This is a genomic window from Streptomyces sp. PA03-3a (assembly GCF_033792735.1).
GTDB lineage: Bacteria > Actinomycetota > Actinomycetes > Streptomycetales > Streptomycetaceae > Actinacidiphila.
The window spans coordinates 292,363-307,002 of record NZ_JARAVM010000002.1; the positions used below are offsets into that span (position 1 = coordinate 292,363).

The following is a 14,640-nucleotide window of genomic DNA, read 5'->3' on the forward strand; positions in this document are numbered from 1 at the left end:
TGGGGAAGTGGCCGGTTCCCGCCTGTGGACAACCCGCTCCCCCGCCCGAGTGAGCGGCACGCGCGAACCCCGGCGCGACCGGCCCGCGGAGCGCGGCCCACCGGCCGGCGCGCCGCCGCCCCGCCGGGCCTCAGTCCCCGGCCCCCGGCAGCGGGAAGCGCAGCTCGTTGCGGTCGATCTTGGCGGACAGCGCCTCCAGCACGTCCACTCCGAGCACCTCGCAGAACTGCAGCAGATACGCGAGCACGTCCGCCACCTCGTCCCGTACCCGGTGCGCGCTGTCGGGGTCCTCCATGACCCCCGCCGCCTGCTCGGGCGTGAGCCACTGGAAGATCTCCAGAAGCTCGGAGGCCTCGACGCTCAGGGCCACGGCCAGGTTCTTCGGCGTGTGGTACGGCTCCCAGCGCCGGGCGGCCGCGAATGCGGCCAGCCTGCGCTGCAGCGCGTGCAGATCCTCGGTCACACCCGCAGGTCTACCCCATCGCCGCCGCGGCGTGCTGCGGCGTGGCCTGCCCGGCCGGCGCCTCCGGGGCCGCCCCCTGCACCGGCACCCGCTCCCGGTCCGCCGGCGCGCCCCCGAGGCGCAGCAGGGTCGTCCCCTCCGCCCCCTCGGCCACGGAGGGGGCGTGCACCGTGCCGAGCAGCCTGATGTGACCGCGTTCGGCGACCTGCGCGGCCAGCGCCAGCAACTGCCGCGACTGCGCCCGGTCCAGACCGGCGTCCAGGCCGTCCGCCAGCACGGTGAGGACCTGCACGGCGTCCGGCACCTCGCCGCTGGTGTCCACCTCCAGCACGCCCGGCCCGGTCAGCAGCACCAGCGCCAGCGCGAGGAAGCGCAACTCCCCGTCACCGAGCCGGTCCACCGGCACGAGCCCCAGGGGTCCCCGGTCGACCGCCGCCACCACCGACTCCGCGTACGCCCCCGTGCCCGGTTCCCCGGCGGGGACCACCGTCAGCCCCTCGACGGGCGGGCTGCACACCGCCCGCAGCGCGCCGACCAGCGCGGCGTGCCGCGTACGGCACTCGCCCTGGGTGCGGCGCAGCACCGCCGAGAGGTTGTCGCAGCCGCCGCGGAGCAGGCCGTCGGCCACCCGCGCGGGCTCGCGCATCATGTGCGGCCGGGGGTCGACGGGGAACACCCCGCGCAGCGCGAGCACCGTCTGCTCCGCGGCGGCGAGCACCAGCCGCTGCCCCTCGGTCGTGCCCGCGACGCGCAGCGGCAGCAGGGAGGTGGCCAGCCGGTCGTCGGGCAGCGGGGCCCGGGTCACCGGGACCAGCCCCGCGGTGTGCCAGGCCGCCTGGACCGTACGCCGCCCCGGATCGCGCAGCGCGGTGGCGAGCAGGGTCTCACCCGCCCCGGTCAACCGCTCGCCGACGATGCGCAGTTCGGGTTCGGTCTGCACGGCGACGTCGAGTGCGACGGGGCCGACCGCGCCGTCCACCGTGCACCCGATGCGGAAGCCGCGCCGGCCCTCGGCGTCCGGCTTGGCCGCGTGGGGCACACAGGCCGCCACTCCCCCGCGCACGCCGTCGAACGCCATGGCCAACTCCTCGCCGGCGGCGAGCCGCCCGAGCAGGCCGAGCCCCTCCAGGACACTGGACTTGCCGGTGCCGCTCGCCCCCGCCAGCACGGTGAGCGGCCCGAGCGGGAAACTCGCGCCGCGATGCGACTTGAAGGCGGAGAGCCGCAGTTCGGTGACGACCGGACGGTCACGCTTCGTGCTCATGGACGCGAACGTAGCGGCGGCACCCGGTGGCGAACCGTTCCGCCGGGCCGCCGGTCCTCCGAAAGTGGGTAACCCCGGCGAGGCGGCGGTTAATGTGGCGGGGTGACCGGATACGTGGCCCTCTTGCGCGGGATCAACGTCGGGCCGACGACCAGGCTTCCGATGCAGGACCTGCGACGACTGCTGGAGGAGATCGGCGGCACGTCCGTGCGCACCCATCTGCAGAGCGGCAACGCCCTGTTCGAGCACGAGCGGGCCGACCCTGCAGAGCTGGCGGACGCGCTGGAGGCGGCCGTCGCCGCCGCGTTCGACGGGCGGAGGGTGCCGTGCGTCGTCCGCGAGGCCGCCGGGCTGGCCGGGGTCGTCGAACGCAACCCGTTCGACATGACGGGCGTCGACCCCGCGCGCTTCCTGGTCACCTTCCTGTCGGGGCCCGTCGAACCGGACCGGCTCGCCGGGCTGGACCCGGCCGGCTTCGCGCCCGACGAGTTCCGCCCCGGCGAGCGCGAGATCTACGTGCACTGCCCGAACGGGGTGCAGAAGACCCGGCTCTCCCACGCGCTGTGGGAGAAGCGCCTGGGACTGACGGCCACGGCCCGCAACTGGAACACCGTGAGCCGCCTGGCGGCGATGGCCGCGGAGTGACGGGGCGGGGCCGGCGCGCGCCCCGTCACCCCTGCCCCGGGCGCCCCCCGTGCCGCCCGGCGTCGCCCCCTCCCGCTCAGCCCAGGCCCCAGCCCGTCCCGAGCCGGTACGCCGCGCAGAGGTTGACGTCGAGCATGTACGCGGCGGCCGTGCCGCACTGGGCCGCCCCGCTGCCCGGGTCGACGGGCTGGCCGTGGCCCATGCCCGTGAGGCTGTAGGTCTCGACGACCGCGCCGCCGGAGGCGTCCTTGTACGTCCGGTGCGGGAAACCCGCGACCGTGTCGGAGGCGTCGGCGGTCTGGTCGGTGCCGTGGACGGCCGTCCACTGCCGTACGAGGTCGTCCATGTTGACGGGCTTGACCGTGTAGTCGGCGGTGCCCTGGAAGACCGTCAGCCGGGGCCACGGGCCCGTGTGCCCGGGGAAGGCGGCGCGGACCCGGTCGCCCCACTGCGCGGGCGTCTGCGTCGCGCCGACGTACATGCACACGTACGGTGAACCCGCCGCCTGCGCGCAGCCGTACGGCAGCCCGGCGACCACGCCGCCGGCGGCGTACACGTCGGGGTAGGCCGCCATCATCACCGCCGTCATGGCGCCGCCCGCGGAGAGCCCGGTGACGTACACCCGTGAGGGATCGGCACCGCTGTCGGCGATCTGGCGGGCGGTCATCTGCCGGATGGAGGCGGCTTCGCCCTGGCCCCGCGCGATGTCGCCGGTCTGGAACCAGTTGAAGCACTGGCTGAGGTTGTTGGCCGAGGTCTGCCCGGGCAGCACCACGGAGAAGCCCCAGCGGTCCGCCAGCGCGGTCCAGCCGCTCTGGGCGCCGTATCCCTGGGCGTTCTGGGTGCAACCGTGGAGGGCGACGACGACCGGCCGGCCCTGGGGCAGCCCGGTGGGGACGTAGCGGTACATCCGCAGCGCGCCAGGGTTGCTGCCGAAGCCGGTCACCTCCTCGATCGCCCCGGCGGCGTGGGCGGGCCGGACGGGGACGAGCGCGGCGAGGAGGGCGACGAGGACGGCGAGCAGGGCGGCGCGCGGGCGGCCCCTGTGCAGTGCGGCTCTGAGTAAGGTCATGCGCCGGACGGTAGGAGCGGTACGACGCCCGCGACATGGCCCGGGGCACCACAACGCGGACGCCGCGCGTGGTGCCCCGGACCGCTCGGGCGCACCGGTACCCCGGGCAGCGCCGGCGGCTCGCCGCGGCCCTCCCGGCGGGGCCTGACGCGTGCTCCGGCCGGCCGGGGGCGACCGGATCGTCCCCGGCCGGAGGCACCCTCGCGGTTCAGGGGACGAGGACCATGCGGAAGCGCGCGGCGCCGGACATCATGCGGGCGAACGCCTCGTTGACCTCCTCCAGCGCCACCGTCTCGGTCATCGGGCGGATCCCCGCGAGCGCGCTGAACTCCATCGTGTGCTCGATGTCGCGCGAGGTGCCGGACGGATGGCCGACGACCGACCGCGAGGACAGGATGAGCTGCGCCGGGGTGATCGGCAGCGGCTCCGGGTCGATGCCGATGACGATCAGCTCCCCGCCGGGCCGCAGACCGTCGACACCGGCCGCCATGGCCTTCGAGTTGGCGGCGGTGGCGAGCACGGCGGTGGCCCCGCCGAGGGCCTGCAGTTCCTTGGCGGGGTCACCGGCGGAGCTGTCGATGTAGTGGTGCGCGCCCAGTTCCATGGCCAGGGCCCGCTTGTCCTCGCCGCGCGCGACGGCGACCGTCTCGAAGCCGAACTTGGCGGCGTACTGCACGGCCAGGTGCCCGAGACCGCCGACGCCGATCACGGCGACGAGGTCCCCGGGCCGTGCGGAGCTCTTCTTGAAGGCGTTGTACGTGGTCACGCCGGCGCAGCCGAGCGGCGCGGCGTCGACCGCGTCGAGCGTGTCGGGGATCCGCGCCAGCGCGTTGACCGGGGCGACCATGTGGGTGGCGTAGCCGCCCTCGTACGCCCAGCCGGGCACCCGCAGGTTCCGGCAGTCGATGAAGTGGCCCTCTCGGCAGGGCGTGCAGTGCCCGCAGTGACCGCCGAACCAGCCGACCTCCACGCGGTCGCCCACCGTCCAGTACCGCACGCCCTCACCCAGCGCGTCGATGCGCCCGGCGACCTCGTGACCGGCGACCAGGGGGAAGGTGAGGTGGGGGAAGGCGTTGTGCACGAAGCCGGCGTCGCTGTGGCAGACGCCCGACGCCTCGACCGCGATCCGGACGTGGCCGGGCCCGGGCTCCGGGAGCTCGCGCTCGACGATTTCGAATGGTCCGCCCGGTTCGGTGACCTGGGCCACCCGCATGGAGTTCATTGCCCGTCCGCTGTGTGTGGGATTGCGGCGCGTAGCGCCCTTCCCACCCATCGTGACCCCGGTGCCGTCTTTTCTCGCGCCGAGCACCGGTCGCCGGGCCGCCCGGCATGGGGCGTAGGCTGCGCCCAGCCGACCGAGGGACGATCATGAGACTGCCCGCCGACCTGCTCGACCTCCTGCACCGCCCGAGCTTGTGCTTCCTGGCGACCACCATGCCGGACGGCTCGCCGCAGCTGACCCAGACGTGGGTCGACACCGACGGCGAGCACGTGCTCGTCAACAGCGTGCGCGGCCATGTGAAGACCCGGAACATCGCGCGGGATCCGCGGGTGGCCGTCGCCGTCTCCGATCCGGACGACCCGTCCCGCTACTTCCAGGTGCGCGGGCGCGTCCGCGAGGTGACGACGGAGGGCGCGGAGGACCACATCGAGAAGCTCTCGCACAAGTACACCGGCGGGCCGTACCCCTGGTACGGCGGCCGCGACCAGGTGCGTGTGCTGTTCGTGATCGAGGCCGAGAGCGTCAGCGGCACGGCGTGACCCGAGGGGGTCCGCGGCTGCCGTGGGCGGCCGCGGACCCCGGCCCGTTCAGCCCGTGGCGCCGGGCACGCGCCCGATGACCGCGGCCAGGTCCGTCCCGGCGGGCAGGGTGCCGAAGGCCAGGCCCCGGTCGCCGGCCAGACGGGAGGCGCAGAAGGCGTCCGCGACCGGCGCCGGCGCGTGGCGCACGAGCAGCGAGCCCTGCAGCACCAGCGCCAGGCGCTCGACCAGTCGGCGCGCCCGCAGCGGGGCGTCCTCGGTGAGCACCAGTTCGCGGCGCACCCGGCGCCAGGCCCCGTCGAGGCGGGCGTCGCCGCCCGCGGCGGCCTCGACCTCGGCACGGAAGGCCTCCAGGGAGTCCGGCTCACGGGTGAGGGCACGCAGCACGTCCAGGGCGTTGACGTTGCCGGAGCCCTCCCAGATGCCGTTCAGCGGCGCCTCGCGGTAGAGCCGGGGCATGCCGGACGCCTCGTCGTAGCCGTTGCCGCCCAGGCACTCCAGCGCCTCCGCGACCGCCGCGGGCTGCCGCTTGCACACCCAGTACTTGCCGACCGCGGTGGCCAGCCGCAGGAACGCCTGCTCCTGCGCGTCCCCGCGCCGGGCCCGGTCGACGGCCCCGGCGACGCGCAGCGCGAGGGTGGTGGCGGCCTCGGACTCCAGGCCGAGGTCGGCGATGACGTTGCGCATCAGGGGCTGGTCGATCAGCCGCGCCCCGAACACCGAGCGGTGCCGTACGTGGTGGGCGGCCTGGGCGAGCGCGGCACGGGTGCCGGAGGCGGAGCCGAGGATGCAGTCCAGCCGGGTCATGGTGACCATCTCGATGATGGTCCGTACGCCCTGGCCCTCGGGACCGACCAGCCAGGCCACGGTGTCGTCGAACTCCGGCTCGCTGCTGGCGTTGCTGCGATTGCCGAGCTTGTCCTTCAGCCGCTGGATGCGGAAGGTGTTGCGGCTGCCGTCCGGCAGCACCCGGGGCACCAGGAAGCAGGACAGCCCCGCGGGCGCCTGTGCCAGCACGAGGAACAGGTCGTTCATGGGCGCGCTGGTGAACCACTTGTGCCCGCGCAGCCGCCAGGTGCCGTCCGGCTGCCCGGTGGCGGTGGTGGTGTTGGCCCGTACATCGGTGCCGCCCTGCTTCTCGGTCATCCCCATGCCGGCCAGGAGACCGCGCTTGCCTGCGGGGGCGCGCAGTCCGGGGTCGTAGACGCGGCTGGTGAGCAGCGGCTCGTACACCGCCGCCAGGTCGGGTGCGGCGCGCAGCGCCGGCACGACGGCATAGGTCATGGACACCGGGCAGCCGTGGCCGGCCTCGGCGGTGCTCCAGACCATGAAGCCGGCCGCTCGCGCCACGTGCGCACCGGGCCGCTCGTCGGCCCAGGGCGCTCCGGCGAGGCCCTCGGCGAGGGCGACATCCATGAGCGCGTGGTAGGAGGGGTGGAAGTCCACCTCGTCCACGCGGTTGCCGTACCGGTCGTGGGTGCGCAGCACCGGCTCGTACCGGTTGGCCTCCTCGGCCCAGCGCTGCACCTGTTCCGATCCGGCGAGCCGGCCGAGGCGGTGCAGGTCGTCGGCGTACCACCCGGCCCCCTCGCGGCGCACGCCCTCCAGCAGCACGACGTCGTCGGCGACGTCGTGGCCGACCAGCGGCGGGGCCTGGTTGGTCACCTCGTGCGTGCGCGCGGCGGGGTTGCTGCGCGGCGCGGCATCTGCGATCGCGGTCATGGCAGTCGGGCCCTTCGTGGTCGTGGGGAGTCAGACGGCTGGCGCGGCTCCCGCGCAGCGCAGGGACATCGCCACCAGTTCGGAGACGAGGTGCTCGGCGGCCGTGCCCCCGGCGGGGACGGACAGCGGGTCCACCAGGACCTCGCCGATGGCCCCGGTCAGCGCCGCCGCGGTGACCTCGGGGTCCTGGGCGGGCAGCAGCCCGGCAGCGATCCCCTCGCGGACCACCTCGGCGAACACGGCGCGGTAGCGGCGCCGGAATTCCAGCCGCTCCGCGCCCACGGCCGGTTCCGCGGGCGCCGCGAGCAGGGCGTGGGCCAGCCCCCGGTTCTCCATGGCGCGGCGGGCGAAGACGGTGACCCCCTGGGTCAGCCGCCGCACCGGGTCGCCGCTGCCGGCACGCAGCACCTCGCCGAGCACCTCGACCTCCCGTCCCGAGGCCCGCCGAAACACCTCGACCGCGAGCGCGCCCTTGGAGGGGAAGTGCTGGTACACCGTGCCCACGGACATGCCGGCCGCGGCCGCCACCGCGGTGACGGACGCGTTCGCCCAGCCCACCTCGGCGACGACGGCCGTGGCGGCCGCCACCAGTTGCTCCCTGGCGGCGGCGAGGCGGTCCTGCACCGCGGGCGTCTTCCGGTAGGCCACGGCAACAAGTGAAGCACCGTTCAGACCTTCATGCCAGTGCCGCGAACGCCGCCGGGACAGACTCCCGGACCACCGGCGGGCGGTGCCGGAGCGGGCCGCGGCCCGCTCCGGCCGGATCACTCCCCGGAGTCGACGGCGGGGCGGCGAAGCTGCACCTCGGCGCCGGTCTGCTTGAAGGACTCGGCGGACACCGGAACGAGCACCGCGTCGCGGTGGAAGTCCCGGAGGTTCGTCGAGCCGCAGCTGATCATCGTCGACGTGATCTTGGCCCGGGTGCGCTCCACGTTGTCGTACAGGCTGCCGGCGTAGGGCACATAGCCGTCGACGCCCTCTTCGAAGACCATCCGGCCGCGCTGGCCGTACCGGGCCTCGTTCTGCGCGCGTCGGGAGCCCTCGCCCCAGTACTCCTTGTACCACTGGCCGCCGATCTGGAGCTTCCGCGAGGGGCTCTCGTCGAGCCGGGCGAAGTAGCGGCCGAGCATGATGAAGTCGGCGCCCATCGCCAGCGCCATCGCCATGTGCGAGTCGCTCAGCAGGCCTCCGTCGCAGCACAGCGGCACGTACACCCCGGTCTCCAGGGCGTAGGCGTCGCGTGCCTGGACGACGTCGAGCAGCGCCGAGGCCTGCCCGCGGCCGATGCCCTTCTGCTCCCGGGTGGTGCAGATGGCCCCGCCGCCGATCCCGACCTTCACGAACGCCGCGCCCGCGTCGGCCAGGTAGCGGAAGGCGCGGCCGTCGACGACGTTCCCCGCACCGACGGAGACCTCCTCGCCGTACGCCTCCCGGGCGAATTCCAGGGTCTTCGCCTGGTACACGGAATAGCCGTCGGAGGAGTCCAGGCACAGCACGTCCGCACCGGCTTCCACCAGGGCGGGAATGCGGTCCTTGAAATCACGGGAGTTGATGCCGGCGCCCACCCGCAGACGCTTTTCGGCGTCCACGCTCGCGCGGTGGTAGGTCTTGTGGGCCTGGTAGTCGCTCTTGAGGACCAGGGAGACGACCCGGCCGCCGTCGACCACCGGCAGGACGTCCAGGTGGTGCTGCCAGATCAGCTCGTTCGCCTCGGACAGCGAGACCGAGGCAGGCGCGGTCACCAGTCCGTTCCGGCCCCGCATCCGGTTGCCCGCGGGCTCGAAGGCTCCGTGACGCTCCAGGTGGAAGTCGTCGAGGCCGATGATCCCCGCGAACTCGCCGTCCGCCTCCCCGTTCTCCGTCACCACGGCGACGCCCTGCTCGGTGTCCGCCAGCAGCCGGGCGACCTCTCCGAGGGGCGTCTGCGGCGCGACCGTGACGTCGCCGGTCCGGAAGCCGGCCTTGTGCCGCTTCACGGCCAGCACGTCCGCGGCCTGGTCCTCGATCTGCTGGTTCTGGTGGATGAACGACAGTCCGCCGACCTGTGCCAGCGCCACCGCCAGCCCCGGTGACGACACCGCCTGCATGATGGCGCTCACCATGGGGGTGGCGATCCGGATCCCCGGCTCCTCGCCGACCCGGTGACGTACCAGGGGCGCCCCGAGGTCCACGTTGTCCGGAGTGCAGTCTTCCGTGGTCAGGCCCGGGATGAGGAGGTACTCGCTGAGCGTGCGGGAAATCTCGGGGAGGATCTTCACGTCGTCTCCAGAAGAGGAGCCTGCGTACCGGTCAGCGACGGACCGGCGGGGCTCGTGCGGGCAGTGCGGGTCGACGCCGGCCGGAGGCGCACTGCCGGAAGAACGCACTCTGGAGATCCCGAGAGCGGGCGCACCCGGCGGGGCAGTGCTCGCACGCGCGGCCGAACCGGCGGCGAGGGCACGCAGACCCGGTTCGCACGGTGCTGCACAGGCGCTGACTTCCATCACGCCATGCGGGATCCTACCGCGCCGCCGGCGTGCGTACGTCCCACCTGATGTGACCCCCAGGACCCCCAAGGCCACTGTCACAGGCGGTGATTACGCTCTGAAGTGATCCACTCACTGTGGTTCTGCACGGGTGGCGACGGGACGTGGCCGGTGTGGCTCGGCCGCTCCGCCGCCGGCGCGCTCGTCTCGGTCGTGGTGGTCACGGCGTATCTCCAGCGCCGCGCAAGGCACTTGACCTCGGTCACGCGTCCTTCGTCGCCGGCTCCAGGATCGCCACGCACTCCACATGGTGCGTCATCGGGAAGAGGTCGAAGGCGCGCAACCGCCGCGGGGCGTACCCGGCCTCGGCGAAGTAGCCGAGGTCGCGGGCGAGGGCGGCGGGGTCGCAGGCGACGTAGGCGATGCGGCGGGGACCGAGGGAGGCGACGTGCTCCACGGTGGCGCGGCCGGCGCCGGTGCGGGGCGGGTCGAGGACGACGAGGTCGGCCTCGGTGATCCCGGTGCGGGGCAGTGCGGACTCGACCTTGCCCTGCTCGATGCGGACGCGGTCGAAGTCGCCCAGGTTGTGCCGGGCGTCCTCCACGGCGCGCTTGCCGGACTCGATGCCGAGGACGGCGCCCGTCTCGCCGACCCGCTCGGCCAAGGCGCCGGCGAACAGGCCGACGCCGCAGTAGAGGTCGAGTGCGGTCTCGCCCTTGCGCGGCATGAGGCCCTGCATGACGGCCTCGACGAGGAGCCCGGCGGCCATGGGGTGGACCTGCCAGAAGCCACCGGAACCGACGCGCCAGGTGCGGTCGATCGCCCGCTCGCGCACAAAGCCGCGGCCGTGCACGCGGTGGATGCCGCCCTGCTCGTCCACGCGCAGCACGGAGACGGGCCGGTCGAGCTCGACGATGGGCAGCCGGGCACCGGGGCGGGGGGTGAGGATCACCTGGCGGTCGGAGGAGCCGGTGGCGGCGATGGCCTCGACCGAGGCGATGCCGGACCAGTCACGGGACTCGACGCCCAGCTCGGAGACGCCCGGGGCGGCGATCAGGCAGCGGTCGACGCGCTCGACCTCGTGCGAACGGTGGCGGCGCAGGCCCGCGTGGCCCTCGGCGTCGACGGCGTACTGGACGCGGGTGCGCCAGGCCGGGACCTCGCCCTTGGCGACCTTGTCGCCGGGGGCGGGCTCGACGGTGCCGTCCCAGCCGGCCTCCTCGGGGGTGAGGTGGGCGAGGCGCTCCAGCTGCTCGGTGATCACCTGCACCTTGAGCCGCCGCTGCGCGCCGGGGGCGGCGTGCTGCCAGTCGCAGCCGCCGCACCTGCCGGGGCCGGAGAACGGGCAGGGTGCCTCGACGCGGTCCGGGGAGGCCTCCAGGACCTCCACGGCGTCGGCGCGCAGGAAGCGCGAGTCCGGGCCGCCCTCGGTGATCTGGGCGACGACCCGCTCGCCGGGCAGTGCGTGCCGGACGAAGATCACCTGAGGGCGGTCGTGGCCCGGCAGGACCGTCCGCGCGATGCAGTGGCCGCCGTGCGCGACCGGGCCGACCTCGACCTCGTAGCGCTCGCCGACGAGGGCGTCGGCCTCGGGGGCCTTCGAACGGTGCTGCATGGCGGGACGGGCTCCTGGTTCACGTGGGGAACGGGGACGGCGAAGAACGAGCAGCTGACAAGTCTACGGCCCGGCGCCGTACCCGGTTCACACCCGTCCGCTGGGCTCCCGGCGCCGCCTGGCCGCCACCTCGCCGCGCCGCACGGAGCCCGGCGCGTTCCACTCGGCGCCCTTGCGGGCCCGCAGCTTGGCACGCTCCGAGGACTCCAGCTGCCAGGGCACGGAGGTGACCATGACGCCGGGGGTGAACAGCAGTCGGCCCTTGAGCCGCAGCGCGCTCTGGTTGTGCAGCAGGTGCTCGTACCAGTGCCCGACCACGTACTCCGGGATGAAGATCGAGACGACGTCGCGCGGGCTGCTGCGGCGCAGGCTCTTGACGTAGTCGATGATCGGCCGGGTGATCTCGCGGTACGGCGAGTCCAGCACCTTCAGCGGCACGTCGATGCCGCGCCGGTGCCACTCGGCCTGCAGGGCCTTGGTGTCGGCCGGGTCCACGTTGATGCTGAGCGCCTCCAGCGTGTCCGACCGGAAGAGCTTGGCGTACGACAGGGCCCGCAGCGTGGGCTTGTGCACCTTGGAGACCAGGACGATGGAGTGCACGCGGGAGGGCTTGACCTCCTCCTCGCTGTGCTCCTCGGCGGCCGCGAGCTCGCTGGAGACGCGGTCGTAGTGGCGCCGGATCGCCGTCATCACGCCGTAGAAAACAACCATGCCCAGGACGGCGACCCAGGCGCCGTGCGTGAACTTGGTGAGCAGGACGACGACGAGCACCAGCCCGGTGAAGAAGGCGCCGAAGGTGTTGATCGCCCGGGCGCGGTTCATGCGGCGGCGCGCGGCGGGGTCGGTCTCGGTGGCCAGGTGCCGGTTCCAGTGCCGGACCATGCCGATCTGGCTGAGGGTGAAGGAGACGAAGACGCCGACGATGTACAGCTGGATCAGCCGGGTCGAGTCGGCGCCGTAGATGTAGACCAGCACGCAGGCGAAGGCGGCGAGCAACACGATGCCGTTGCTGAAGGCGAGCCGGTCGCCCCGGGTGTGCAGCTGGCGCGGCAGGTAGCGGTCCTGGGCGAGGATCGAGCCGAGCACCGGGAAGCCGTTGTACGCGGTGTTGGCGGCCAGGAACAGCACGAGCGCGGTCGCACCGGCCAGGAAGATGAAGGGGATCGACCCGTCGCCGAAGACGGCGGAGGCGACCTGGGCGATCACCGGGTCCTGGGTGTAGCCGGCGCCGACCGGCTTGCCGTTCACCAGCAGGTCGGCGGCCGGGTTCTCGGCCATGCGCACATTGGTGTTGAGGGCGAGCGCGATGATGCCGCAGAACATGGTCACGGCCAGGACGCCCATCAGCGCCAGGGTCGTCGCCGCGTTCTTGGACTTCGGCTTGCGGAAGGCGGGCACACCGTTGCTGATCGCCTCGACGCCGGTGAGCGCGGCACAGCCGGAGGAGAAGGCCCGCAGCAGCAGGAAGACGAGCGCGAAGCTCGCGAGTCCGGTGTGCTCGGCCTTGATGGTGTAGCCCGCGGTCGGCGCGTGCATCTCGTCGCCCATCGCGATCCGGAAGATCCCCCAGGCCAGCATGCAGAAGACGCCGAAGACGAAGGCATAGGTGGGGATGGCGAAGATCGTGCCCGACTCGCGCACGCCGCGCAGGTTCATCAGCATCAGCAGGACGATCATGCCGATGGCGCCCAGCACCTTGTGCTCGACGAAGAACGGCACGGCCGAGCCCAGGTTCTCCACGCCGGAGGCGACCGACACGGCCACGGTGAGGACGTAGTCGACCAGCAGGGCGCTGGCCACGGTGAGCCCGGCGCGCGGGCCGAGGTTGGTCGTCGCGACCTCGTAGTCGCCTCCGCCGGAGGGGTAGGCGTGCACGTTCTGCCGGTACGAGGCGACGACGGTGAACATCAGCACGACGACCGCGACCGCGATCCAGGGGCTGAAGTGGTAGGCCGAGACTCCCGCAATCGACAGGACGAGAAGCACCTCTCCGGGCGCGTACGCCACGGAGGACAGCGGGTCGGAGGCGAAGACGGGGAGCGCCAGCCTCTTGGGGAGGAGCGTCTCTCCGAGCCTGTCGCTGCGGAGCGCCCGCCCGATCAGGATCCGTTTCGGAAGGTCGGTCAGTTTGGACACCCCGCGATGTTAGAGGATCGTCAAGATTTCCGATCCCCCGCCCACCTGTCGAGGGGTTACGTGCGTGTGTAGCTTTGGGCGCGGTCTGAGACCCTGAGAGGGATCGGCCGGAATTGTTGGCAGCCGGAAGGACGGTCGTGCACGTCGTGATTATGGGGTGTGGGCGAGTGGGTTCCACTCTCGCGCACTCCCTTGAGCAGCAAGGTCATACAGTGGCCGTGATCGACCAGGACCCGACGGCGTTCCGCCGCCTGGGCTCCGGGTTCAGCGGACGCCGCGTGACCGGGGTCGGGTTCGACCAGGACACGCTGCGCGAGGCCGGCATCGAGGAGGCGGGCGCGTTCGCGGCCGTCAGCAGTGGTGACAATTCCAACATCATCGCGGCCCGGGTCGCCCGGGAGATGTTCGGGATCGAGAACGTCGCCGCCCGGATCTACGACCCCCGGCGTGCGGAGGTGTACCAGCGTCTGGGCATCCCCACCGTCGCGACCGTCCGCTGGACGGCCGACCAGATGCTGCGCCGTCTGCTGCCGTCCGGCGCGGAGCCGCTGTGGCGCGACCCGAGCGGGGGTGTGCAGCTCGCCGAGGTGCACACGGACACCGCCTGGGTGGGGCACAAGATCAGCAGGCTCCAGGAGGAGACAGGGGTGCGCGTGGCGTTCCTCACCCGGCTGGGCGAGGCCATGCTCCCCACCTCGGAGACGGTCCTGCAGGAAGGCGACCTGGTGCACGTGATGATGCGCACGGGCGAGGTCGAACAGGTCGAGGCCGCGTTCGCAAAGGGCCCTGAGGAGGCGCACCGATGAGGGTCGCCATTGCCGGGGCCGGGGCGGTCGGCCGCTCCATCGCGGGCGAGCTGCTGGAGAACGGCCACGAGGTCCTGCTGATCGACAAGAACCCGACCTCGATCTCGGTGGAGCGGGTCCCCCAGGCGGAGTGGCTGCTGGCCGACGCCTGCGAGATCACGTCCCTCGACGAGGCGGCGCTGCAGCGCTGCAACGTGGTGATCGCGGCCACGGGTGACGACAAGGTCAATCTGGTCGTCTCGCTGCTCGCCAAGACGGAGTACGGCGTTCCGCGGGTCGTCGCCCGGGTGAACAACCCCAAGAACGAGTGGCTGTTCAACGAGGCGTGGGGCGTGGACGTGGCCGTCTCCACCCCGCGCCTGATGTCGGCCCTGGTCGAGGAGGCGGTGAGCGTGGGCGACCTCGTCCGGCTGATGCGCTTCAGCCAGGGCGACGCGAACCTGGTCGAGCTGACCCTCCCGGAGGAGGCCGCGCTGGTGGGCACCCGGGTCGGCGAGGTCACCTGGCCCGAGGACACCTCGCTGGTCACGATCATCCGCGGCCACCGTGTGCTGACCCCGTCCAAGGACGACGCGCTCGAGGCGGGCGACGAGCTGCTGTTCGTCGCGGCCCCGCACCGCGAGGAGCAGTTGGAGGACCTGCTCTCGGTACGCAGCGGCGAGGCCGGGGCGTAGCACTCCGCGGGACGTAC

At 73.1% G+C, this 14,640-nt stretch carries 13 protein-coding genes; 4 read left to right on the top strand and 9 right to left on the bottom strand.

Annotated elements, in window-relative coordinates:
• Nucleotides 1-130: 130 nt before the first annotated feature.
• The gene (locus tag PV342_RS03465) at nt 131-463 is read right to left on the bottom strand and encodes a nucleotide pyrophosphohydrolase (RefSeq protein ID WP_018563257.1); all 333 of its coding nucleotides are present in this window, start codon (nt 461-463) and stop codon (nt 131-133) included.
• Between the two features lie 10 nt (nt 464-473).
• Nucleotides 474-1,727 (bottom strand): AAA family ATPase, encoded by a 1,254-nt coding sequence (locus tag PV342_RS03470; protein ID WP_500315774.1) that lies wholly within the window; start codon nt 1,725-1,727, stop codon nt 474-476.
• Between the two features lie 102 nt (nt 1,728-1,829).
• Here PV342_RS03470 and PV342_RS03475 point away from each other — a divergent pair, with 102 nt between their 5' ends.
• Nucleotides 1,830-2,372, top strand: a complete 543-nt coding sequence (locus PV342_RS03475) for a DUF1697 domain-containing protein (protein ID WP_500315775.1) — start codon at nt 1,830-1,832, stop codon at nt 2,370-2,372.
• Nucleotides 2,373-2,448: 76 nt separating this feature from the next.
• Here the strand turns inward: PV342_RS03475 and PV342_RS03480 are convergent, their stop codons facing one another.
• Nucleotides 2,449-3,444: an extracellular catalytic domain type 1 short-chain-length polyhydroxyalkanoate depolymerase gene (locus tag PV342_RS03480; protein WP_400795630.1), complete on the bottom strand. Its 996-nt coding sequence runs from the start codon at nt 3,442-3,444 to the stop codon at nt 2,449-2,451.
• A 208-nt stretch (nt 3,445-3,652) separates the two neighbouring features.
• Nucleotides 3,653-4,666, bottom strand: a complete 1,014-nt coding sequence (locus tag PV342_RS03485; RefSeq protein WP_400795627.1) for an alcohol dehydrogenase — start codon at nt 4,664-4,666, stop codon at nt 3,653-3,655.
• A gap of 146 nt (nt 4,667-4,812) precedes the next feature.
• Between PV342_RS03485 and PV342_RS03490 the strand changes: the two genes are divergently transcribed.
• The gene (locus PV342_RS03490; protein WP_361003698.1) at nt 4,813-5,205 is read left to right on the top strand and encodes a PPOX class F420-dependent oxidoreductase; all 393 of its coding nucleotides are present in this window, start codon (nt 4,813-4,815) and stop codon (nt 5,203-5,205) included.
• 48 nt (nt 5,206-5,253) lie between these two features.
• Here PV342_RS03490 and PV342_RS03495 read toward each other — a convergent pair whose 3' ends face one another.
• The 5 genes from PV342_RS03495 to PV342_RS03515 form a co-directional block, all read right to left on the bottom strand.
• Nucleotides 5,254-6,927 carry an acyl-CoA dehydrogenase family protein gene (locus PV342_RS03495; protein WP_500315776.1) on the bottom strand — a complete coding sequence of 558 codons (1,674 nt, stop codon included), beginning with the start codon at nt 6,925-6,927 and terminating at the stop codon, nt 5,254-5,256.
• Between the two features lie 30 nt (nt 6,928-6,957).
• Nucleotides 6,958-7,575: a TetR/AcrR family transcriptional regulator gene (locus PV342_RS03500; RefSeq protein WP_500315777.1), complete on the bottom strand. Its 618-nt coding sequence runs from the start codon at nt 7,573-7,575 to the stop codon at nt 6,958-6,960.
• Nucleotides 7,576-7,691: 116 nt separating this feature from the next.
• The gene (locus tag PV342_RS03505) at nt 7,692-9,185 is read right to left on the bottom strand and encodes an IMP dehydrogenase (protein WP_500315778.1); all 1,494 of its coding nucleotides are present in this window, start codon (nt 9,183-9,185) and stop codon (nt 7,692-7,694) included.
• A gap of 469 nt (nt 9,186-9,654) precedes the next feature.
• Nucleotides 9,655-11,007 carry a class I SAM-dependent RNA methyltransferase gene (locus PV342_RS03510; protein WP_400795610.1) on the bottom strand — a complete coding sequence of 451 codons (1,353 nt, stop codon included), beginning with the start codon at nt 11,005-11,007 and terminating at the stop codon, nt 9,655-9,657.
• Between the two features lie 87 nt (nt 11,008-11,094).
• Nucleotides 11,095-13,143, bottom strand: a complete 2,049-nt coding sequence (locus PV342_RS03515; protein ID WP_386987289.1) for an APC family permease — start codon at nt 13,141-13,143, stop codon at nt 11,095-11,097.
• Between the two features lie 137 nt (nt 13,144-13,280).
• On the opposite strand from PV342_RS03515, the gene PV342_RS03520 reads away from it, so the two are divergent.
• Together PV342_RS03520 and PV342_RS03525 are read left to right on the top strand one after the other, a co-directional pair.
• Nucleotides 13,281-13,949 carry a potassium channel family protein gene (locus PV342_RS03520; RefSeq protein ID WP_026251763.1) on the top strand — a complete coding sequence of 223 codons (669 nt, stop codon included), beginning with the start codon at nt 13,281-13,283 and terminating at the stop codon, nt 13,947-13,949.
• Nucleotides 13,946-14,623 (top strand): potassium channel family protein, encoded by a 678-nt coding sequence (locus PV342_RS03525; RefSeq protein ID WP_018563269.1) that lies wholly within the window; start codon nt 13,946-13,948, stop codon nt 14,621-14,623. Before PV342_RS03520 ends, PV342_RS03525 begins: the two co-directional genes overlap by 4 nt.
• The last annotated feature ends 17 nt before the right edge of the window (nt 14,624-14,640 follow it).